Below are 21,601 nucleotides of genomic sequence, written 5' to 3'. Positions count from 1 at the left end.
TCAGTCAAATCACCGAATCACTGTCCGTGGCCTTCAAATGCCGACGCCCATCCACTGCGCCTGCTACGGTCAATGCATCGGCTTCGGCTTCGGTGATGTAGATGCGCTGGTCGTCGAGGTCGACCGCCGACATGGATTTTTCCCCGTCGGTGATGATGGTCACGTCGGGGCAAAGACGGATTTCTTCGCCGTTTTGGGTGATGAAGAAGCAAGCCTGGTTTTCGATGCGCACGGTCATGGAGGCGTCCTTTTTTCGGCGGGTTCTGAAGTGTTAGGACGCATCCTCCGGTCATCGTTCTGTGCAACCGATCAGTGGCAGATGGCGCGAGTCGTGCTTAAGTGGATTGACCCGTACACAGGGAATTTGATTCCCCGAAAGACTTGGCAAATCCCTCTGAACTTTTACCGGCGCCTGCTGTTCGGAACTTAAGTGAGTTCATCTCGGGGCAGACACGCTTCGGGTGAACGACGACCAGGCACAAGAGCGTCCTTGGGGCGTAAGGAGAGATGCTCGATGACCGCTGAGAAACCCACAGAGTTGAGCTACAACCCTCATATACCGCTGTCGCAGGCGTTACTGCTGCCGCGGATCGTGATTGAAAACACCATGCCGATCCTCGATGGCGGGCAATTCGCCGTTAAAGCCGTGATTGATCAAGACGTGGTGGTGACTAGCAAAGTGTTTGCCGACGGTCACGACAAACTGGCTGTGCGCATCCGCTGGCGTGCCGACGGCGACGAAACCTGGCAGAGCGAGGTGATGGCCGAGCTGGGCAATAACGGCTGGCAGGGCCAGTTCCGTGTAGAGAAGCAGGGTCGCTATGTGTTCTGCCTCGAAGCCTGGATCGATCAGTTCGCCAGCTTTTGTTATGAGCTGGAGAAAAAGCACGTCGCTGGCGTCTCGGTCAGCCTGGAGCTGCAGGAAGGGCGCGCTCACGTTCAGCAGGCCGCCGAACGTTCCGAAGGCCAGCTCAGTGAACAACTGGCGGCGTTGCACCATGAATTGTCCGGTCTGCTCGAAACCGAGCAGGTCGCTTTGTTTCTGCACCAGCGTAGCGCGGACTTGATGGCCCAGGCCGACCATCGCCCCTTCCTGAGCCTGAGCCCTGAATACCCGGTGGACGTAGAACGAGCGCTGGCGCAGTTCGCCAGTTGGTATGAACTGTTTCCGCGCTCGATCACCGATGACCCGGCCCGCCACGGCACCTTCAACGACGTGCATTCGCGGCTGCCGATGATCCAGGACATGGGCTTCGACGTGCTGTATTTCACGCCGATCCACCCGATCGGCCGCCGCTACCGCAAAGGCCCGAACAACTCGTTGATCGCCGGCCCCGACGATCCGGGCAGCCCTTACGCCATCGGCAGCGAAGAGGGCGGGCATGAAGCGATTCACTCGGAGCTGGGCACTCGCGAGGACTTTCGCCGGCTCGTTGCGGCCGCTGCCGAGCATGGGCTGGAAATCGCTCTCGACTTTGCGATTCAGTGTTCTCAGGATCACCCGTGGCTCAAACAGCACCCGGGCTGGTTCAACTGGCGGCCGGACGGCACGATCAAATACGCCGAGAACCCGCCGAAGAAATACCAGGACATCGTCAACGTCGATTTCTATGCCGTGGACGCGATTCCCAGCCTGTGGATCGAGTTGCGCGATATCGTCGTGGGCTGGGTCAAGGAGGGCGTGAAGCTGTTTCGCGTCGATAACCCTCACACCAAACCGTTGCCGTTCTGGCAGTGGATGATCGCCGATGTGCGGGCGCTGTACCCCGAGGTGATCTTCCTGGCCGAAGCCTTTACCACGCCGGCGATGATGGCGCGCCTGGGCAAGGTCGGTTACTCCCAGAGCTACACCTATTTCACCTGGCGCAACACCAAGACCGAGCTGGCGACCTACTTAACCGAACTCAATGAATCGCCGTGGCGTGAATGCTACCGGCCGAATTTTTTCGTCAACACGCCGGACATCAACCCGGCGTTCCTGCATGAATCCGGGCGCGCCGGTTTTCTGATTCGTGCCGCGCTGGCGACCATGGGCTCCGGGCTGTGGGGCATGTATTCGGGTTTTGAATTGTGTGAAGCGGCACCGGTGCCGGGCCGGGAGGAATACCTCAATTCCGAGAAGTACGAGATCCGCCCCCGGGACTTCAATGCGCCGGGCAACATCATTGCCGAAATCGCCCAGCTCAACCGCATCCGCCGCCAGAACCCGGCGTTGCACACGCACCTGGGCCTGAAGGTCTACAACGCCTGGAACGACAACATTCTGTACTTCGGCAAACGCAGCGTCGACGGCAGCAATTTCATTCTGGTGGCGGTCAGCCTCGATCCGCATCACGCCCAAGAGGCGAACTTCGAATTGCCGCTATGGGAAATGGGCCTGCCCGACGATGCCAGCACCCACGGCGAAGACTTGATGAACGGTCACCGCTGGACCTGGCACGGCAAGTACCAGTTCATGCGGATCGAACCGTGGCATCAACCGTTCGGGATTTGGAGGATATCCGCCTCTTGAATACACCGCGCTTCCTGTGGCGAGGGAGCTTGCTCCCGCTCGGCTGCGAAGCAGTCGCAAACCCGGTGAATACGGTGCAACTGATGAACTGCAATGGGGATGCTGCGCAACCCAGCGGGAGCAAGCTCCCTCGCCACAAAGAGCCACCCTCGGCAGCATGAGTGAGTGTTTCGCCTTAGTGGCTTTATTGAATTCAACAGGAGTTACAAATGGCGAAGAAACCCAGGTCAGCCACCTTTATCAAGGACCCGCTCTGGTACAAGGATGCGGTGATCTACCAGGTTCACGTTAAGTCTTTTTTCGACTCCAACAATGACGGGATCGGCGACTTTCCCGGCCTTATCGCCAAACTCGATTACATTGCCGACTTGGGCGTCAACACCATCTGGCTGTTGCCGTTCTACCCCTCGCCACGACGTGACGATGGCTATGACATCGCCGAATACCGTGGCGTGCACCCTGACTACGGCACCATGGCCGATGCCAAGCGCTTCATTGCCGAGGCCCATAAACGCGGGCTGCGGGTGATTACCGAACTGGTCATCAACCACACCTCGGACCAGCACGCCTGGTTCCAGCGCGCGCGCAAGGCCAAGCCCGGTTCTGCGGCCCGGGACTTCTATGTCTGGTCCGATGACGACCAGAAATACGATGGCACTCGCATCATCTTTCTCGACACCGAAAAGTCCAACTGGACCTGGGACCCGGTGGCCGGTCAGTACTTCTGGCACCGCTTCTATTCGCATCAACCGGACCTGAACTTCGACAACCCGCAGGTCATGAAAGCGGTGCTGTCGGTGATGCGTTACTGGCTCGACATGGGTATCGACGGTTTGCGGCTGGACGCGATCCCGTACCTGATCGAGCGCGACGGCACCAACAACGAAAACCTGCCCGAGACCCACGACGTCCTCAAGCAGATCCGTGCCGAAATCGACGCCAATTACCCGGATCGCATGCTGCTGGCCGAGGCCAATCAATGGCCGGAAGACACGCAGCTGTACTTCGGTGACACCGACAAAAAGGGCCTGAACGGCGACGAATGCCACATGGCCTTTCACTTCCCGTTGATGCCGCGCATGTACATGGCACTGGCTCAGGAGGACCGTTTCCCGATCACCGATATCCTGCGGCAGACCCCGGAAATTCCGGCCAACTGCCAGTGGGCGATTTTCCTGCGCAACCACGATGAGCTGACCCTGGAAATGGTTACCGACCGGGAGCGCGATTACCTGTGGAATTACTACGCGGCCGACCGTCGGGCGCGGATCAACCTGGGGATTCGCCGGCGTCTGGCGCCGTTGATGGAGCGTGATCGTCGCCGCGTGGAACTGCTCAACAGCCTGCTGCTGTCGATGCCCGGCACGCCGACTCTGTATTACGGCGATGAAATCGGCATGGGCGACAACATCTACCTCGGCGACCGCGACGGTGTGCGCACGCCGATGCAGTGGTCGATCGACCGTAACGGCGGCTTCTCCCGCGCTGACCCGGCGAGCCTGGTATTGCCGCCGATCATGGATCCGCAATACGGCTACCTGTCGGTCAATGTCGAAACCCAGGCCGGTGACCCTCATTCGTTGTTGAACTGGAACCGGCGCCTGCTCGCGGTGCGCAAGCAGTCCAAGGCCTTCGGTCGAGGGACGCTGAAGATGCTCTCGCCGAGCAATCGACGGATTCTGGCGTATACCCGCGAATTCACCGGCCCGGACGGCAAGCACGAGATTATTTTGTGCGTGGCCAACGTGTCCCGCAGCGCGCAAGCGGCGGAACTGGATCTGTCGGCTTACGTCGGCATGGTTCCGGTGGAGATGCTCGGCGGCAATGCGTTCCCGCCCATCGGCCAGTTGAATTTCCTGCTGACGCTGGCGCCTTATGGCTTCTATTGGTTCGGGCTGGCAGCGGAAAACCAAATGCCGAGCTGGCACGTGGAACCGGCGCAAAGCCTGCCGGACTTCACCACCCTGGTGCTGAAGAAACGCATGGAAGAGCTGCTCGAAGCGCCGTCCCGCCACACCCTGGAGCAGGGCATCCTGCCGAGCTGGTTGCAGAACCGCCGCTGGTACGCCGGCAAGGACGGCATCATCGACAACGTCAACCTCGCTTACGGCGTGCGCTTTGGCGACCCGCAGCATCCAGTGCTGTTGAGTGAAATCGACGTCACCAGCGGCGGTCAGACCAGCCGTTATCAGTTGCCATTCGGTTTTATCTCCGAGGAGCAGGTCGGCGCGGCGTTGCCGCAGCAATTGGCGCTGGCCAGGGTCCGGCGCGGGCGTCAGGTCGGTTTGATCACCGACGCCTTCAGCCTCGACAGCTTTGTTCATGCGGTGTTGCAGAGCATGCAGGCCGGCATGGTGTTGCCGTCGGACGGCGGCGAAATCCGCTTCGAGCCTACCGACGAACTGGCCAAACTCGGGCTTACCGCCGAGTCGGAGGTGCGGTACCTGTCTGCCGAGCAATCCAACAGTTCGGTGGTGATCGGCAGCAGCCTGGTGCTGAAACTGATCCGCAAGGTCGCATCAGGCGTGCACCCGGAACTGGAAATGAGTGCGTACCTGACCCATGCCGGTTTCCAGAATATTTCGCCGCTGCTTGGGGCAGTAATTCGTCGCGATGCGGCGGGCGAGGACACGCTGTTGATGATCGCCCAAGGCTACTTGAGCAATCAGGGCGATGCGTGGGAATGGACCCAGAACAACCTCGAGCGGGCGCTTCGCGACGAACTCGCTGATGCTATGTCCGAACAGGAGCAGCACTACAACGCCCTCGGCGAGCTGAGAGATTTCGCCGGCATGCTCGGCCAGCGTCTGGGGGAAATGCATCAGGTGTTGGCGGCCCCGAGCACCAACCCGGACTTCGCCCCGCAGGTCACCACCCAGAAAGATGCCCTGGCCTCGGCCAAGGACGTGGCGGCGCAACTGGAACATGCCTTGAAGTTACTCAAGCAGCATCAAACTGAACTGAGCGCCGCGGATCAGGCCTTGGTCAGTCGATTGCTGGACAACAAAAAAGCCATCCTCAGCCATGTCCAGGACCTGGGTAAAAAGGCTGCTGGGGGCTTGCGCATTCGCGTCCATGGCGACTTGCACCTGGGGCAGGTGCTGGTGATCAAGGGCGATGCCTACTTGATCGATTTCGAAGGTGAACCGGCGCGACCGTTGCATGAGCGTCGAGGCAAACACAGCCCTTATAAAGATGTCAGCGGCGTGTTGCGCTCCTTCGATTACGCTGCGGCGATGGCGATCAACGTGCATAACGTCGATAACACCGCCGATGCCCAGGCGGCGCGTCAACGGGTCGCCGATCGTTATCTGAAAGAGGCGCGGCAAGCATTTGTCGACGCTTATCGGCTGGCGGCAGCTAGTCTTGCTCATGCATGGCAAGATCCTGAAGGCGAGGACGCCGCGCTGGCGTTGTTCGGGCTGGAGAAGGCGGCTTATGAAGTGGCCTATGAGGCTGAAAATCGCCCCACCTGGCTGCCCGTGCCGTTGCACGGTCTGTACGGGTTATTGAGTGGGCTCAAACCCTTTTCCGATCTTGGTGGAGAGTAGTCATGAGTATCTCGAACAAGGAACAGGGGCATGTGGAGCAGGCGCTGCTACCCAGGGCGCGGGATATCGATGCGTTGGTACGCGCCGAGCATCGGGACCCCTTTGCAATTCTCGGCCCGCACGGCGATGGCGCTGGCGGGCAATTCATTCGAGCCTATCTGCCGGACGCCTTGAGCGTGCAGGTGGTGGACAAGGAATCCGGGGAAGAGCTCGGCAGCCTTGAGACCACCCAAACCCCGGGGCTGTTCGTCGGGCACTTCGAGCGGGCCCGACCCTATCAGTTGCGAACCCGGTGGGCCGGTGGCGAGCAACTCGCCGAGGACCCTTACAGCTTTGGCCCGTTACTCGGCGAGATGGATTTGTACCTGTTCGCCGAGGGCAATCACCGGGACTTGAGCAGTTGCCTCGGCGCGCAACTGAAGACGGTCGATGGCGTCGACGGCGTGCGCTTCGCTGTGTGGGCACCGAATGCCAAACGGGTGTCGGTGGTCGGCGACTTCAACGTCTGGGACGGTCGCCGCCATCCCATGCGCCTGCGCCACCCTACGGGTGTCTGGGAATTGTTCATCCCGCGCCTACAGGCAGGGGAGGCCTACAAATACGAAATCCTCGGTGCCCACGGCATTTTGCCGCTCAAGGCCGACCCGATGGCCCTCGCCACCGCACTGCCGCCGGACACCGCATCAAAAGTCGCCTCGCCGCTGAAAATCGACTGGCAAGACCACGCCTGGATGCAGTCCCGGGGCGAGCGTCAGCGAACCAGTGCACCGCTGTCGATCTACGAACTGCACGCCGGTTCCTGGCAATGCGAGCTGGATGACCTGGGCGAGGTCGCCCGTCAGTACACTTGGCCCGAGTTGGCCGAGCGGCTGATTCCTTACGTGAAGGAGCTGGGTTTCACCCACATCGAACTGATGCCGATCATGGAGCATCCATTCGGTGGCTCCTGGGGTTATCAATTGCTGTCGCAATTCGCCCCAAGCGCCCGTTACGGCACGCCGGATGACTTCGCCGCGTTCGTCAATGCCTGTCACCAGGCCGAGATCGGCGTGATCCTCGATTGGGTGCCGGCGCATTTCCCCACCGATACCCACGGCCTGGCGCAGTTCGACGGCACCGCGTTGTATGAGTACGGCAACCCGCAGGAAGGTTTTCACCAGGACTGGGACACGCTGATCTACAACCTGGGCCGCACCGAGGTGCACGGCTACATGCTGGCATCGGCGCTGCACTGGCTCAGGCATTTCCACGTCGATGGCCTGCGCGTGGATGCCGTGGCGTCGATGCTGTATCGCGATTATTCGCGCAAGGCCGGCGAATGGGTGCCCAACCGTCACGGCGGTCGGGAGAACCTGGAGGCCATCGATTTCGTCCGCCATCTCAACGATGTGGTAGCCCTGGAAACGCCGGGCGCGTTGGTGATTGCCGAAGAATCCACCGCGTGGCCGGGTGTCAGCCAGAGCACGCAACAGGGTGGGTTGGGTTTTGCCTATAAGTGGAACATGGGCTGGATGCACGACTCGCTGCATTACATTCAGCAGGATCCGGTGTACCGCGCCCATCATCACAATGAGCTGAGTTTCGGTCTGGTGTATGCGTGGTCCGAGCGCTTCATCCTGCCGATTTCCCACGATGAAGTGGTGCATGGCAAGCATTCTCTGATCGACAAGATGCCCGGCGATCGCTGGCAGAAGTTTGCCAACCTGCGGGCTTATCTGAGTTTCATGTGGACGCATCCCGGCAAGAAACTGCTGTTCATGGGCTGCGAATTCGGCCAGTGGCGCGAGTGGAATCACGATCAGCAACTGGACTGGTATTTGCTGCAATACCCGGAACACCAAGGGGTGCGCAAACTGGTCGGTGACCTGAATCGGTTGTATCGCGAAGAACCGGCGCTGCACGATCAGGACGACGCCCCGCAAGGCTTCCAGTGGTTGATTGGCGACGATGCGGTCAACAGCGTCTACGCCTGGCTGCGCTGGAGCAAGGACGGGCGGCCGGTGTTGGTGGTGGCCAATTTCACCCCGGTGCCGCGACAGGCCTACCGCGTCGGCGTACCGTTTGCCGGGCGTTGGGTCGAGTTGATCAACAGCGATGCCGATACTTATGCCGGGTCCAATTACGGCAACGGCGGCGGGGTGTTCACCGACGAAGAACCGAGCCATGGCCAGGCCCTCTCACTGGAGTTGAACCTGCCGCCATTGGCGGTGTTGATTTTGCGTCCGCAGGGTTGATCTAAAACCGCGTCGCTTCTATCGCGAGCAGGCTCGCTCCCACATTGGATTGTCATCGTATACAAAACCAATGTGGGAGCGAGCCTGCTCGCGATGGCGTCAGAATTCACAACACATCCCTTGAGTCCTCGTTACCACCGCATCCGCACCCCAAGGCTGCCAATCAACCCGTTCAGATCATTGTCATCCACGTCACTGCTGTAATCGGCGCTGACATACAGGCTGACCAAAGGCGTCACTCTGGCCACCAAACCCAGACCCACATCCACCGTCGATGAATTTCGGCTGCTGCTGATTTTGTCGACCTGATCCAGGCTCACGGTATTGCCGGTGTACACCGTGTGCCACACGTTGGTGTGCACATACGGTTCGACCGGCAGACCGTTAATATCGTAACTGCCTTTCAAGCGTGCACCGACCCGACCGCTCCAGGACGTCAAGTCGCTGGATGACGCATTACCAGAACCGGCATACGGCGTATCCAGCGTAATGCGTTGATTGATCAACTGCGCCTGGGGTTCGACCACCCAGTTATTACCCAGACCAATCGGGAAACCACCTTCCACCGAGAACGTCACCGCGCTGCCTTCGGTGGCTTGTCGCGCGCCCTGGTCATTGCGGCTGTAGCCGTTGACCCGGCCACCGCTGGCCGTCAAGTCTACGTGCCAGCCTTGCGGACCGGTCAGGCTCCAGTAGGCGCCGAGACTTTGGCCTTGAAGGTTGAGCGTGTCGTGGCCGGGGTCGGCTAGGGCGCGACTGGTCAGCAGGCCGTTGTCATTGCCCTGGAATTGAGTGGTGCCGCCGATCAGTCCGACCCGTTGTGTATGGCCGCTGTTGCTTTGTACGGTCAGCAGTGCCGGGCCTTTGAATTCACTGGAGCCAGGGATAGAAGACCCCTGGGCCAGATAATCGGTTTGAGCCTGCCGTGAGGTTTTTCCATAGACGTGGTCCCAGGCCGAAGGCGCGGCGTCTTCGACCGTCAGGCGTGAGCTTCGTACGTCGGGATTGACGCGTAAACGGCCGGGATACGTGGCGGAGCCGGCGGGCAAGGTAAGGGTCGGCAGTTCCTGGTTGTACCAGAGGGTTGTTTCGTCCTCGGCAGACGAGGCCTGCACCTCCATGGATGAGCACAACAGGAGTGAACCCGTAACAGTGCAAAAAGTGATTTTGATCTCTTGTGAGGTGAATGAAGTTCTCATGGGGGTCTACCTTGCAATCGCATGCCTATCTCGCTTTGGCGTCTCTCCTACCCCGAATGAGGGGCGACCGAATGGATTGAGGCAAGGTCAGACCCGCCCGTTTTTACAGGAGTCTGGAGACTTGCCCCTGATGGATTTCCGGGGGTAGTAAGGACTAGCTAAGAAGACTGCTGACGCCGCGTCAAGAAAGTGGCCGATAAGCGGTATGGCTATTTTAGACCTTGTAAGTGACTGATTTTTGGCGTGTATATAAGTTGTTGTTTATGCAAAAAATCATCCAGAAAGGTGCGGTCCAGACGCGCTGGGTAGGGGCCATCGGTTGTTTGACGGGTCATCCAGCGCAGGATAAACAAATGGCGTCGGTGCGCCATTGCTGTCATTTTTTCCGTCAGAGTTGGCAGTCTTTGGCGACTGTCGTTTGACGGTATTGCAGGCGCACCTCCACCGCCAGTGGTAAATGGTCCGATAGATGCGTCCAGGGTTTGTGGCCGAGTATTCGCGGTTCATGACTGCTGGCATTACGCAGGTAGATCCGGTCCAGGCGCAGCAGGGGAAAACGCGCCGGGTAAGTTTTCGCCAGTTGGCCATGATGGCGTTCGAAGGCTTCATGCAGGTAGTCGCGCCGGGCGAGGGCGGCGTTGCCTTGCAACTGCCAGTCGTTGAAGTCGCCGGCAATGATCACCGGGGCATCATCGGGCAACGATTCGAGCAACAGGCAGAGCAACTGCAGCTGGAGTTGTCGATGGCTTTCCAACAGGCTCAGGTGCACGCAAATGGCATGCACTTCGGCATGCCCCGGCACATCCAGAACACAGTGCAACAGCCCGCGCCGTTCGGGGCCGGTGATCGAGACGTCGAGGTTGCGAAACTCACGGATCGGGTATTTCGACAGCAGGGCATTGCCGTGATGACCGTCGGGATAGACCGCGTTACGGCCGTAAGCGAAATCGCTCCACATGCTGTCCGCCAGGAACTCGTACTGCGAGGTCTGTGGCCAGTCGTTGTAACGGGAAGAATGCCGGTCGTGCTCGCCGACCACTTCCTGCAGAAACACCAGGTCTGCCGACGTGCTACGTACCGCTTCACGCAGCTCCGGGAGGATGAAACGCCGGTTGAGGGCGGTGAAGCCTTTGTGGGTGTTGACCGTCAGCACTCTCAGACGATGAATCGCCACAGGGGTGTTCGATGGCATTGATTCGACGGCCTGTCGTTCGGCATCACTGGTCACGTTCACTCCTCTGAATCAAGGCTGCTGTTTCCATGCGACTGATACAGGGGCGAGCAGTTCAGCGTGATTAATAGCAAAGGAGCTTTTGTGGCGAGGGAGCTTGCTTGTGGCGAGGGAGCTTGCTCCCGCTGGGTCGCGAAGCGGCCCCAAAAGTTTTGCGACTGCTTCGCAGCCGAACGGGGGCAAGCCCCCTCGCCACAGTAGCTCCCTCGCCCAAGACATTCCTCGAATGATTCAGACAAACACAATTTCATACGGCAATCGCATGCGCTCCAGAATCACCGGGGGCAGCATTGGGGCGATGCCGATTGCCGGCTCGCCATCGAGTTGGCTGGCGTAGGCGTAGGTGGCGTGGCTTTTGCGCGCGACGGTCCAGGTGTCGAGGCGTACCTTGCGCGCGCGATGCCAGGGGATCAACCCGTGGTCGCGTGTCGGCCAGTGCCAGGCCCAGACTGGTACTTCGTTGAGCGTTGCCCCGACCAGGGCCGCAGCTCTGGCGCTAGCACGGCCGACGGCGTCATGGTCGACGTTACCGTCTTCGCACCACGTGCTGAATACCACATCGCCGGGGCGCAGATAACGGGCGATGAATTGGGTCAATTCGGACTCCCGCTCGGCAAGACCGTTGTCAGTGAAGCCGCCGCGAATCCACTTCAGGCTGTGCATCGGCAACCCGAGTCGGCGCAAGGCTTCGACGCTTTCCTGGGGCCGGAACACGCTCAGGCGTTTTTCCGACCACTGTCGCGATCCCGGATGGCTGGCGCTACCGTCGGTGATCGAGATCAATTGCAGGGGATGACCAAGGGAGCACAGCAACTGCAGCAGACCACCGCAGGTCACCACTTCATCGCCGGGATGCGGTGCGATGACTACCGCGCGAGCGCCGGCCGGGACCAGTGTTTCGGTGTTGATGACAGGGATGTTGTCCAGTTGCGGGGCGCTGTTCCAGATCTGCGTGGACAAACTGTTTTCACTGATGGAAACCAATTTCATAGGCGCTACTTCCTTGTTCTGTCGTGCCCTCAGTCATGCGTATTACTTGCAGCACGCAAGCCTGGCAGACCCGTGAAGGCGGGGGTAAATAGCAATTGCAGCGCTCCGAACCCTGGATTGCCGCGGGCAGAGTATTGCTCATGGAATGCTATTCGTCGCCTCAGCCTTTGGTCTGATGCGTTTTTTTTGATCCGGGCTGTGTCGGGTATCGCAAATAGTCAGCAAAACCTTATCGGCTATCCAGTCGGGCGCGGGAATTGCCTGTAGGAGCGAACGGTGCGGCGATCCGACCGGTGAATCTTGAGTCAGTGAGTAGCCTGTGGCGAGGGAGCTCGCTCCCGCTTGAGTGCGCAGCACTCACAAAAATCGGCAATGGTTGTCAGATTTTTGGGGCCGCTACGCAGCCCAGCGCTAGCAAGCTCGCTCGCCACAAAGGCAGGCATGACTGAAGAGTCTCGCCTAAATGAACAGCATTACGCTCCTACAGGGGGCTTTTTTACTCGTCTTCTTCGCGCTGCAATTCGAACAGCAGCAGCGAACGGCCGGTGACTGAATATTCGTGACCGAACTCGAAGCGTTCCTGGCCACGAATCGAGGGTTGATTGGTATCGATCATGCAGGTCCAGAAACCGCCGTCAGGCACTTCCGGCAGCAGGAAGTTGACGATGTCATGGTGGGCGTTGACCACCAGCAGCAGGGTTGCGTCGGCACCCTTGCGGCGAATGCCGGTTTCCTGGGCGCGGCCATCGAGCAGCATGCCCAGGCAGCGACCGTGGCCTTCTTCCCATTGTTCGATGGACATTTCGCTGCCGTCCGGGGCCAGCCAGGTCACGTCCTTGACGCCGATGTCTTCGTTGTAATTGCCCACCAGGAAGCGCCCGCGACGCAAAATCGGATAGGCCAGGCGCAATTTGATCAGGCGTTTGACGAACTTGAGCAGGGCCTTGCCGTCTTCGCTCAGGTCCCAGTTGACCCAACCGATCTCGCTGTCCTGGCAATAGGCATTGTTATTACCTTCCTGGGTGCGGGCGAATTCATCGCCGGCCACCAGCATCGGCGTGCCCTGGGACAGCAGCAACGTGGCGAAGAAGTTGCGCATCTGGCGCTGGCGCAACTCATTGATCTCGGGATCGTCGGTGGGGCCTTCGACACCGTGGTTCCAGGACAGGTTGTTGTTGCTGCCGTCCTGATTGTTCTCATCGTTGGCTTCGTTGTGTTTGTCGTTGTACGACACCAGGTCGTTCAGGGTGAAACCGTCGTGGGCGGTGACGAAGTTCACCGAGGCATACGGCCGCCGGCCACGCTGATTGAACATCTCGCCGGAGGCGGTCATGCGACTGGCGAAGTCCGCCAGTTGGCCGTCGTCGCCTTTCCAGAACGCGCGCACGGTGTCGCGGAATTTGTCATTCCACTCAACCCAACCCGGTGGAAAGTTGCCGACTTGATAGCCCCCGGGGCCGCAATCCCAGGCTTCTGCAATCATCTTCACCTGGCGCAGCACCGGGTCCTGACGGCAGGCCACGAGAAAGCTGTGACGCTCGTCGAAACCGTCGTGGTAGCGGCCGAGGATGGTCGCCAGGTCAAAACGGAAACCGTCCACATGCATTTCCGTGGCCCAGTAACGCAGGGAGTCGGTGACCATTTGCAGCACGCACGGGTGACTCAGGTCCAGGGTGTTGCCGGTCCCGGAATCGTTGATGTAGTAGCGTTTGTCGTCGGGCATCAAGCGGTAGTATGAGGCGTTGTCGATGCCGCGCATCGACAGGGTCGGGCCTTGTTCGTTGCCCTCGGCGGTGTGGTTGTAGACCACGTCGAGGATCACTTCCAGATTGGCCTCGTGCAGGTGCGCGACCATCTCCTTGAACTCGGCGATCTTGCCGCTGGCCAGGTAGCGTGGGTCCGGGGCAAAGAACGCGATGCTGTTGTAACCCCAGTAATTGGTCATGCCTTTGTGCAGCAGATGCTGGTCATTGACGAAGGCATGAATCGGCAGCAATTCCACGGTCGACACGCCGAGCTTGCGGATGTGTTCGAGCACGTCATCGACCATCAACCCGGCGAAGGTGCCACGCAGGTTCTCGGGGACGGAGGGGTGACGCATGCTGAAACCGCGTACGTGTGTTTCATAAATGATCGTTTTGTCCCACGGCACGCTGACACGATGGTCATGACCCCAGGTGTGAGCCGGGTCGATCACTTTGCATTTGGGCACGAAGGGCGCGCTGTCCCGTTCATCGAAACTGAGGTCGGCGTCAGGATGGCCGATGGTGTAGCCGAACAACGCTTCGGACCATTTCAATCGACCGACCAATTGCTTGGCATAGGGATCGATCAGCAGCTTGTTGGGGTTGAAACGATGACCGTTGGCCGGGTCATACGGGCCGTACACGCGATAGCCGTAGATCAACCCCGGGTGGGCGTCGGGCAAGTAGCCGTGGTAGATCTCGTCGGTGTATTCCGGCAACTCGATACGCTCGAGTTCCACCTCGCCTGCATCGTCGAAGATGCACAGTTCGACCTTGGTCGCGTTAGCCGAAAACAGCGCGAAATTGACCCCCAGGCCATCCCAGGTCGCGCCTAGCGGGAAGGGCAAGCCTTCACGAATTCGCGAGGCCTCGGCACGAGGTTCGGGCGCGGTTTTCTTTGGACTACTCATAGATGCTCCTGCATTGGGGGGCGGTACTGGGCTAATGCCGGTCAGCTGTGGCGAGGGAGCTTGCTCCCGTTGGGCCGCGAAGCGGCCCCCCTATCCTCCAAAAGAGGGGGACCGCTTCGCAGTCAAACGGGAGCAAGCGCCCTCGCCACAAATCAAGCGGGGCAAGGCGATAAAACGTCAGGTCGTTGGCGGTTTACGCGCGGCGCGAGGCTTTTTTACCGTGGTTTTTTCTCCCGGCGGGATCACTGTCGAAGCGGCGGCGGGTTTGGCTTTGGGCTTGGTTTTAGCTTTGAGTGCGGGTTCGATGTCTTTGGCATTGACCAACTTGCCGTCGGGCTTGCCGAGTGCAGACTTGGTGCCGACGCGTTTGCTGCCGGTCACTTTCGATGACTTGCCGGGAGCCAGTGCTTCAGCTTCGGCCAGTTTGCAGGCCATCTCCCAATGGCGTTTTTCCTGGCCCACGGGTTTTCCTTCGGACTCCCAGATTTGATAGGCAAATTCGCGGATGCGTTTATCGTCGGTACTCATCGCAATGCTCCTGAACTGAACTCAAGCTTGGGTAGTTTGGATAAAGAGATTGACCGGGAAATCCCCCAGCGCGGCGCTGACCATCAGCTCCCTGTGTTTTGTGACTGTGACGCTCGTAAAAAGCCCCTTCATATTTTCTTCAGCGACGGCGAACGGCAATTTGACCCGTGTATCGCCCCAGAGCGGCGCGTCAATCTGTGGTTCGGCACTGTTTTCCAGCAGTTCGGCACAGCGTATCGGTACGATCACGATAGCCCGTTTTCCCTGCCATTCGCGAGCAAACGCCAGTACCCGGTGAGCCTGGCTGCCGAGGACTTCAAGGGCTTGATAAATCCCTTTTTGAAACAGCCCGGCATGCTCGGCACGCCGGTTTAACGTCTGGGCGATCAGGGTTTGCTTGATGCGCCCGTCACGCCAGTTCACCAACAGATCCGCCAGGTCCAATCGTCGGTGCATGGCCTGCTGACGGCTGACGTAATCCACCGGCCGGCGGTTGTCCGGATCGACCAGCGTGAAGTCCCAGAACTCGTTGCCCTGATAGAGATCCGGTACCCCCGGCACGGTCATTCGCAGCAAGGTTTGCGCCAAGCCATTCAACGCACCCGGGGCGGCGATGTTCTGCGCCGCCGCACCGATGGCCGTGCGCAGTCGCTCGCCTTCGGGGCTGAGCAGCAGGCGTTCGAGAAACCCATGGGTCGCCTGTTCATATCCCTCGTTTGGTGCGCTCCAGCTGCTTTGCAACTTGGCTTCGCGCAGGGCTTTCTGTTGCCACTGCCAGAGGCGTTTGGCGTAGTTCTCGAGCGCCACCTGGTCATCGCTGCGCAGCTCCAGCGGCCAACTGCCGAGGATCGCTTGATAGAGAATTAGCTCGTCGCCCGCCGAGGGTGCGCCGGGTTCCGTGCGCAATTCATCGGCCAGTGTTCGCCAGTGTTCGACTTGTTCGGCATACCAGGCGCTGCGCTCGCTCAACACCGCCAACCGCGCGCGGGTGTCTTCGCCGCGTTTGTGGTCGTGGGTCGCGGTGGCCAGCAGGTTGTCGGGGAATTCGGTGAGGCGATTGACGCAGGCAGCATGGAAGTCGGAAACCGGCGCACTGAACTGCTCGGTGTTGTAGCCGACATCGTTGCGTGACAACAGCACCGCCGAGCGATACAGCGCGGTGTCTTCCACCGCTTTGGCCGCCGCCGGTGAGGTCAGTTGCTGGAAGCGCACGCACGCATGCTTGAGCAGTTTGCGTGGGCGGCCCACCGGGTGTTTGCGCCAGGGTTGGCCACCGAGCCAGCCGGACAGGCAATCGAGCACGGGCCAGTCGGCCTCGCCAAGGGTTTGCCTTGCACCCTCCATGGCCTGCTGGAAAAACACCTCGTCCTGGGGGCAGTTTCGGCCCAACGGGCTGATGTAAGTGCGATACACCGGGAAGTGTACGATCAGTTCCTGCAAGGCCCGACGGATTGCGCCGAGAGTCAGGTCCCGTGTCATCAGGTCGTCCCGGGCCACTTGCAGCAAGGCGTGGGCGACACTTTCGAAATCGCCGGCGAGGGAGCCGTTGAGAATCTGTTGGCGCGCCAGTTGCGCTTCCAGACGGAAATCGGCGGGCCGCTCGCTGTGCCGGCTCCAGAGTTCACCCAAGATTTGCGCGCCTTCGGGGTCGTGTTGCAGCAACGACAACTGGTTCATGAATTCATAACCGGTGCTGCCATCGACAGACCAGTCGCGGTGCAGGGTTTCGCCTTCGCCGAGGATCTTCTCGACGTAGATCGGCAGGTGCCGCTCCGGCGCCAGGCGATCGACTCGGCGGCGCAATTTGCGGCAGTAACCACGCGGGTCGGCGAGGCCGTCGATGTGGTCGATGCGCAGCCCATCGACAAGACCCTCGGCCACCAGCTCGAAGATTTTTGCATGGGTCGCCTCGAACACCGCCGGGCGTTCAACGCGCAGGCCGCCCAGTTCATTGATATCGAAAAAACGCCGCCAGTTGATGTCGTCCGCCGCGGTGCGCCAACTGGCCAGGCGATAACTCTGGCGCTCCAGCAGGTTATGCAGGCGCTGGAAACCCTCAGGGGTGAGCGAGTCGTAAGTGCCGAGGGTGTGCTGGATGGCGCGAAGAATCGCCGGATCGCTGGCCAGTTCATACAGCTCGGTTTTTAGCGGAATCGCCAGGCTGTGCGCGTCGGTCTGGTAACTCAAGGTACTGAAGCGGTCTGCCAGGGATTTGAGCAGTTCAGCTTGCTCGGCATTCAATCGGTCATCGGTCTTGAGCAGTTCGCCGTAGTCCGACGGGCAAATCGGGAAGTGATGCTCGTAGTGCTCGACATAAAAGGCGCCGCGCCGGGCATCGAAACGCAAGGGCAGGGTGCCGTCCTGCAAGGCGATGCCGTAATCGCTGCCCAAAAAAGGCAGCAGCAATTGGCCCTCCATCAACGGGTCGGGCGAGTGCCATTGAATGTCGAAGAACTCGCCGTAAGGGCTCAGTCGCCCCCATTCGAGCAAGTCGAGCCACCAGGGGTTGTCGCCACCGCCGACGGCCATGTGGTTGGAGACGATGTCGAGGATCAGTCCCATGTTGTGTTCGCGCAACGCACCGACCAAACGGCGCAATGCAGCTTCGCCGCCCAGTTCAGGGTTGACCGTGGTCGGGTCCACCACGTCGTAGCCATGCATGGACCCCGCGCGGGCGGCGAGCAGCGGCGAGGCATAGACGTGGCTGATGCCCAGACTGGCGAAGTACGGCACCAGCGGCACCGCCTGATCCAGAGTAAAACCTTTATGAAATTGCAGCCGCAGGGTCGCCCGCAGCAGTTGGTTGAACGGTTGATTCATTGATCACGCTCGGCCGCCTGAAGTCGCGCACAGGCGAGCAGTTCCAGGCGCCGGGCGGCGTCCGGATCATCGAGCAGGGCTTCGCTGTCGCCGGGCAGCCTGCGCGACCAGTTGGGATGGGTGTCGGTGGTACCGGGCAGGTTGGCCTGCTGTTCGATACCCAAGGCATCTTCCATGGGCAGCAATACCAGTGGCGCGCGGGTATGACCGAGGAAGCGGATCGCGGCATCGAGCACCTGATCGGTTTCGTGGGACTCTTCGCGGAAATTTTGCGGGTCCTGGCTCAGCACCCGGCGCAAACCTTCGCGCTCGCGCTCACGGTGTTGGCGCCATTCGATTTCACCCGGGGCGTCGACCAGATTCAAGCGCGCGCTCCAGTCGATATCGCGGCCATGCCACCAGCCATTGAGCGTCGGCAGGTCATGGGTGCTGGTGGTTGCCAGGGCGTTGTCCGGCCAGTCGAGAATCGGCTTGAAGTGAGTATTGTCCTGTTCGAACAGCAGCACGCGCATGCCGAGAATCGAGCGTGCGATGAGTTTCTCGCGCAGACCCTCGGGCACGGTGCCGAGGTCTTCGCCGAGGACGATGGCCTGATGTCGATGGGATTCGAGGGTCAGCAAGCGCAGCAGGTCGTCCACCGGGTAATAGAGGTAGGCACCGTCGCTGGGCGGCGCGTCGTTGGGGATCACCCACAGTCGTTGCAGGCCCATGACGTGATCGATACGCAGGCCGCCGGCATGGGCGAAGTTGGCCCGCAGCATTTCGATGAACGCGCGAAAGCCGTTGCGCACCAGACCTTCGGGGGAGAACGCGGAAATGCCCCAGCCTTGGCCGGAACGGTTGAGGATATCCGGTGGCGCTCCCACGGTCAGTGAGGCGAGCAATTCGTCCTGACGACTCCAGGCCTGGCTGCCGCCACCGTCAGCACCCACCGCCAGGTCGGCGATCAGGCCGATGCCCATGCCGGCACCGCGGGCGGCGGCCTGGGCGCGTTCCAGGCTGCGCGCAATCAGCCATTGGCAGAACGCGTAGTAGCCGATGCGGGACGAGTTCTCTTCGGCAAAATGCGCCAGGGCGGTACTGCGCGGGTCACGCCATTGTTCGGGCCACTCGCGCCAGTCGAGGCTTTCACCGCGTCGCGCACGGGCTTCCTGGATCGCTTCGAAGCGGCAATGATTTTCCAGCGCTTCGCCACCGGCATGGCGGAAACTGCTGAAGTCTGGGTGCAAGGGGTGTTCGCCGTGGGTGAATCCTTCATACAAGGCTTCGAGCAAGCGGTGCTTGGCGTCGGCGGCGGTAGGCCAGTCGATCAGCGGAAGTTTTTCCAGGTGCTTGAGCTCAGCACCAAGGCCGGTGGCGTCGATCGCGGTGCGCAGGGCGCGCTCACCGAGAATCGCACCGGGCGCCGCATACAGGCTATTGAGGAACAAACGGCTGGACGGCGAGTAAGGGCTGTAACGCTGGGTGTCGCCGCTGAACATCGCATGCAGTGGGCTGATCGCCAACGCTTCGGCGCCCCGTTCGCCGGCCACCCGGGCCAGATCTTCGAGGGCTTGGGTATCGCCGAAACCGCCATCGCCGGGACGGCGCAGCGAGTACAACTGCACGCTCAGGCCCCAGACACGCGGGTGTTCACTGTCTACGGCGTCGCCGACGCTATAGCAGCGCTGGGGTGCCACCGCCAGGGTGAAGGATTGATCGTCGATGCTGACGTGCTGATAACCCACCGGCACCAGCCCGGGCAACACAGCGTTGTCATCGAGCTTCAAGTTAATCCGTGAGCCGTCTTCGAGATGGATCTCACACGGGGTTTGCGGTTCGAAGTAGTGGGCCAGGTCAAGGCCGATGCCCACGTCGCAGGTCAACAGCGGTGGCAGGTGCCGGGTTTGTTGCACCTGCTGCAATTGCAGCAGGCTGGCGTCGATTTCCTGAGCGGTATTGGCGGGATGGCCAAGTCCGCTGAGCACCGAGCGCAACACCGCCGGGGTCACTTTCTGTGGGCGACCATTGGCGTCGACCCAGTCGACGGCCAAGCCTGCTCGGCTGGCCAGTATTTCCAGTTGCGCATTGCTCATGGGCGCTCTCCATCCGGGGGTAGCAAAGGGGCTGCGGCCGTGAGGCTGACTAGCGCGCAATACGGGGCAAGCATGCCCTGATTCAACAGACCGGCCGATTGTGGCGGGTGTTCGAACAGCAATGTCGCGTCGGCCTGTGGGGTGTGGACCACGGGCGCATCGCGCAGGTTCAGATCAATACGCAACTGACTGCCATCGCCCAGCCGCCAGCGCGCCGTCACCGCGCCCTCGGCCAGTACCTGCGCGCCCAGCGCCTGGGCGCCGGGCAGGTGCGGGATGATGTGTCGGTGGCGGATCTGCAGCAGTTGGCGATACAGGTGGTAAATCGGCGATTGGCGGCTGGCGGTCAGTGTCGGCCGTGAAGCTTCGAAGGTTTGCGTCGCGTTCGGGTCAGGAATCTGCTCGCGTTTGTGCGGGTCGGCAAAGGCGCTGAACGCCGCGAACTCATTGCGTCGACCTTCGCGCACCCGTTCCGCCAATTCACCGTGGTGGCTGGTGAAAAACAGGAACGGTTGCTCGGCGGCGAATTCGTCGCCCATGAACATCAGCGGGATCATCGGCGACAACAGCAGTAACGCGGTGGCGGCGTAAAGGGCATCAGGATGGGCCAGTTGATGCAGACGCTCGCCAAAGGCGCGGTTGCCGATCTGGTCGTGGTTTTGCAGAAAAAGCACGAAGGCCGTGGGCGGCAAGTGACCGCTCGGCTCACCTCGCGGCGTACCGTGGCGGGTGATGTGGCCTTGAAACACGAAGCCCTGGCTCAGGCAGCGGGCGAGCTGTTCGGTGGGTTGCTTGGCATAGTCGGCGTAATAGGCGTCGGTTTCGCCGGTGAGCAGAACGTGCAGGGCGTTATGGCCGTCGTCGTTCCACTGCGCGTCGAAACCTTGCTCCAGCAGGCTGGCCTGGTTGTGCTCGTTTTCCGCCATGAGCCACACGTGCCGCGCCGGATCGGTTTGTCGCCGTACCCGTTGCGCCAGCTCTTGAAGAAAGTCCGGGTCTTCGATGGCATGCACCGCGTCCAGACGCAGGCCGTCGAAGCGGTACTCCAGCAACCACATCAGCGCGTTGTCGATAAAGAAGTCGCGCACCTCGCGCCGCCGGAAGTCGATCGCCGCGCCCCACGGGGTGTGTTTGTCTTCGCGGAAAAAGCCTTTGGCATAGCGATGCAGGTAATTGCCATCCGGGCCGAAGTGGTTGTAGACCACGTCGAGAATCACCGCCAAACCATGGCCGTGGGCCGTGTCGATCAAGTGTTTGAGTTGTTCGGGCGAGCCATAGGAAGCTTGAGGCGCGTAAAGCAAAACCCCGTCATAGCCCCAGTTGCGTTCGCCGGGGAACTGCGCCAGCGGCATCAGTTCGATGGCGGTAATACCCAGCTCGACCAGGTGTTCCAGATGCCGCTCAACCTGGCTGAAACCGCCGAGTGCACCGACGTGCAGTTCGTAGATCACCGCCTCATTCCACGGTCGACCCTGCCAGGCGCTGTGTTGCCACCGATAGGCGAGGGGATCGACCACCACGCTGTGGCTGTCGATGTCGCCCGCCTGGGCGCGGGAGGCCGGGTCCGGCACCGTAAGCTCGCCATCGATGTTGTAGCGGTAGCGGGTACCCGCGGGGCAGCGGGTCTTGATCACAAACCAGCCATCGGCCTGGGGCAATAGCGGCAGGGATTGTCCATCTTCCAGTTCGAGACTGACGAAAAACGCATCTGGCGCCCACAAGGCAAAACGCGTGTGTTCTGCGTCCAGCATGATTGCGCCGTGGGGCCAGGTCTCAAGGGTCCGTAACGGCATCGTTGAAAGCCT

Annotated in this window: 12 protein-coding genes; 3 read left to right on the top strand and 9 right to left on the bottom strand. The window is 60.7% G+C overall.

The window, feature by feature from the left end; translation table 11 throughout:
• Positions 1-4: 4 nt before the first annotated feature.
• Positions 5-238, bottom strand: a complete 234-nt coding sequence (locus ACZ3HH_RS11160) for a DUF3203 family protein (RefSeq protein ID WP_465804555.1) — start codon at positions 236-238, stop codon at positions 5-7.
• Between the two features lie 276 nt (positions 239-514).
• On the opposite strand from ACZ3HH_RS11160, the gene ACZ3HH_RS11155 reads away from it, so the two are divergent.
• The 3 genes from ACZ3HH_RS11155 to glgB all read left to right on the top strand — a co-directional run bounded on the left by ACZ3HH_RS11155 (position 515) and on the right by glgB (position 8,297).
• Positions 515-2,512 carry an alpha-1,4-glucan--maltose-1-phosphate maltosyltransferase gene (locus ACZ3HH_RS11155; protein ID WP_465804553.1) on the top strand — a complete coding sequence of 666 codons (1,998 nt, stop codon included), beginning with the start codon at positions 515-517 and terminating at the stop codon, positions 2,510-2,512.
• Between the two features lie 209 nt (positions 2,513-2,721).
• On the top strand, positions 2,722-6,063 hold the full coding sequence (gene treS / locus ACZ3HH_RS11150) for a maltose alpha-D-glucosyltransferase (protein WP_465804551.1): 3,342 nt from the start codon (positions 2,722-2,724) through the stop codon (positions 6,061-6,063).
• Positions 6,064-6,065: 2 nt separating this feature from the next.
• Positions 6,066-8,297, top strand: a complete 2,232-nt coding sequence (gene glgB / locus ACZ3HH_RS11145) for a 1,4-alpha-glucan branching protein GlgB (protein WP_465804549.1) — start codon at positions 6,066-6,068, stop codon at positions 8,295-8,297.
• A 131-nt stretch (positions 8,298-8,428) separates the two neighbouring features.
• Here glgB and ACZ3HH_RS11140 read toward each other — a convergent pair whose 3' ends face one another.
• From ACZ3HH_RS11140 to treZ, 8 genes are all read right to left on the bottom strand, one after another.
• Positions 8,429-9,496 (bottom strand): autotransporter domain-containing protein, encoded by a 1,068-nt coding sequence (locus ACZ3HH_RS11140; protein WP_465804547.1) that lies wholly within the window; start codon positions 9,494-9,496, stop codon positions 8,429-8,431.
• Between the two features lie 388 nt (positions 9,497-9,884).
• Positions 9,885-10,724 carry an endonuclease/exonuclease/phosphatase family protein gene (locus tag ACZ3HH_RS11135; protein ID WP_465804545.1) on the bottom strand — a complete coding sequence of 280 codons (840 nt, stop codon included), beginning with the start codon at positions 10,722-10,724 and terminating at the stop codon, positions 9,885-9,887.
• Between the two features lie 234 nt (positions 10,725-10,958).
• On the bottom strand, positions 10,959-11,717 hold the full coding sequence (locus tag ACZ3HH_RS11130) for a PIG-L deacetylase family protein (protein WP_465804543.1): 759 nt from the start codon (positions 11,715-11,717) through the stop codon (positions 10,959-10,961).
• A gap of 496 nt (positions 11,718-12,213) precedes the next feature.
• Positions 12,214-14,373: a glycogen debranching protein GlgX gene (glgX, locus tag ACZ3HH_RS11125; RefSeq protein WP_465804541.1), complete on the bottom strand. Its 2,160-nt coding sequence runs from the start codon at positions 14,371-14,373 to the stop codon at positions 12,214-12,216.
• Between the two features lie 177 nt (positions 14,374-14,550).
• Entirely contained in the window at positions 14,551-14,901 is a 351-nt protein-coding gene (locus tag ACZ3HH_RS11120; RefSeq protein ID WP_367371691.1) for a DUF2934 domain-containing protein, read from the bottom strand.
• A gap of 21 nt (positions 14,902-14,922) precedes the next feature.
• Positions 14,923-17,721, bottom strand: a complete 2,799-nt coding sequence (locus ACZ3HH_RS11115) for a malto-oligosyltrehalose synthase (protein WP_465804539.1) — start codon at positions 17,719-17,721, stop codon at positions 14,923-14,925.
• Positions 17,718-19,796 (bottom strand): 4-alpha-glucanotransferase, encoded by a 2,079-nt coding sequence (gene malQ / locus ACZ3HH_RS11110; RefSeq protein ID WP_465804537.1) that lies wholly within the window; start codon positions 19,794-19,796, stop codon positions 17,718-17,720. Before malQ ends, ACZ3HH_RS11115 begins: the two co-directional genes overlap by 4 nt.
• Positions 19,793-21,589 (bottom strand): malto-oligosyltrehalose trehalohydrolase, encoded by a 1,797-nt coding sequence (treZ, locus tag ACZ3HH_RS11105; protein ID WP_465804535.1) that lies wholly within the window; start codon positions 21,587-21,589, stop codon positions 19,793-19,795. The genes malQ and treZ overlap by 4 nt, the downstream gene beginning before the upstream one ends.
• Positions 21,590-21,601: the final 12 nt, after the last annotated feature.

The sequence above is a fragment of the Pseudomonas sp. PME37.24/025 genome (assembly GCF_055556615.1).
This window is presented reverse-complemented; position numbering and strand designations above follow the sequence as displayed.

Bases quoted from the DNA above. Each gene is read 5' to 3' on its own strand.
- treS (WP_465804551.1), top strand. From the start codon at position 2,722: ATGGCGAAGAAACCCAGGTCAGCCACCTTTATCAAGGACCCGCTCTGG.
- ACZ3HH_RS11115 (WP_465804539.1), bottom strand. From the start codon at position 17,721: ATGAATCAACCGTTCAACCAACTGCTGCGGGCGACCCTGCGGCTGCAA.
- malQ (WP_465804537.1), bottom strand. From the start codon at position 19,796: ATGAGCAATGCGCAACTGGAAATACTGGCCAGCCGAGCAGGCTTGGCC.
- treZ (WP_465804535.1), bottom strand. From the start codon at position 21,589: ATGCCGTTACGGACCCTTGAGACCTGGCCCCACGGCGCAATCATGCTG.
- ACZ3HH_RS11120 (WP_367371691.1), bottom strand. From the start codon at position 14,901: ATGAGTACCGACGATAAACGCATCCGCGAATTTGCCTATCAAATCTGG.
- ACZ3HH_RS11160 (WP_465804555.1), bottom strand. From the start codon at position 238: ATGACCGTGCGCATCGAAAACCAGGCTTGCTTCTTCATCACCCAAAAC.
- ACZ3HH_RS11140 (WP_465804547.1), bottom strand. From the start codon at position 9,496: ATGAGAACTTCATTCACCTCACAAGAGATCAAAATCACTTTTTGCACT.
- ACZ3HH_RS11130 (WP_465804543.1), bottom strand. From the start codon at position 11,717: ATGAAATTGGTTTCCATCAGTGAAAACAGTTTGTCCACGCAGATCTGG.
- glgX (WP_465804541.1), bottom strand. From the start codon at position 14,373: ATGAGTAGTCCAAAGAAAACCGCGCCCGAACCTCGTGCCGAGGCCTCG.
- ACZ3HH_RS11155 (WP_465804553.1), top strand. From the start codon at position 515: ATGACCGCTGAGAAACCCACAGAGTTGAGCTACAACCCTCATATACCG.
- glgB (WP_465804549.1), top strand. From the start codon at position 6,066: ATGAGTATCTCGAACAAGGAACAGGGGCATGTGGAGCAGGCGCTGCTA.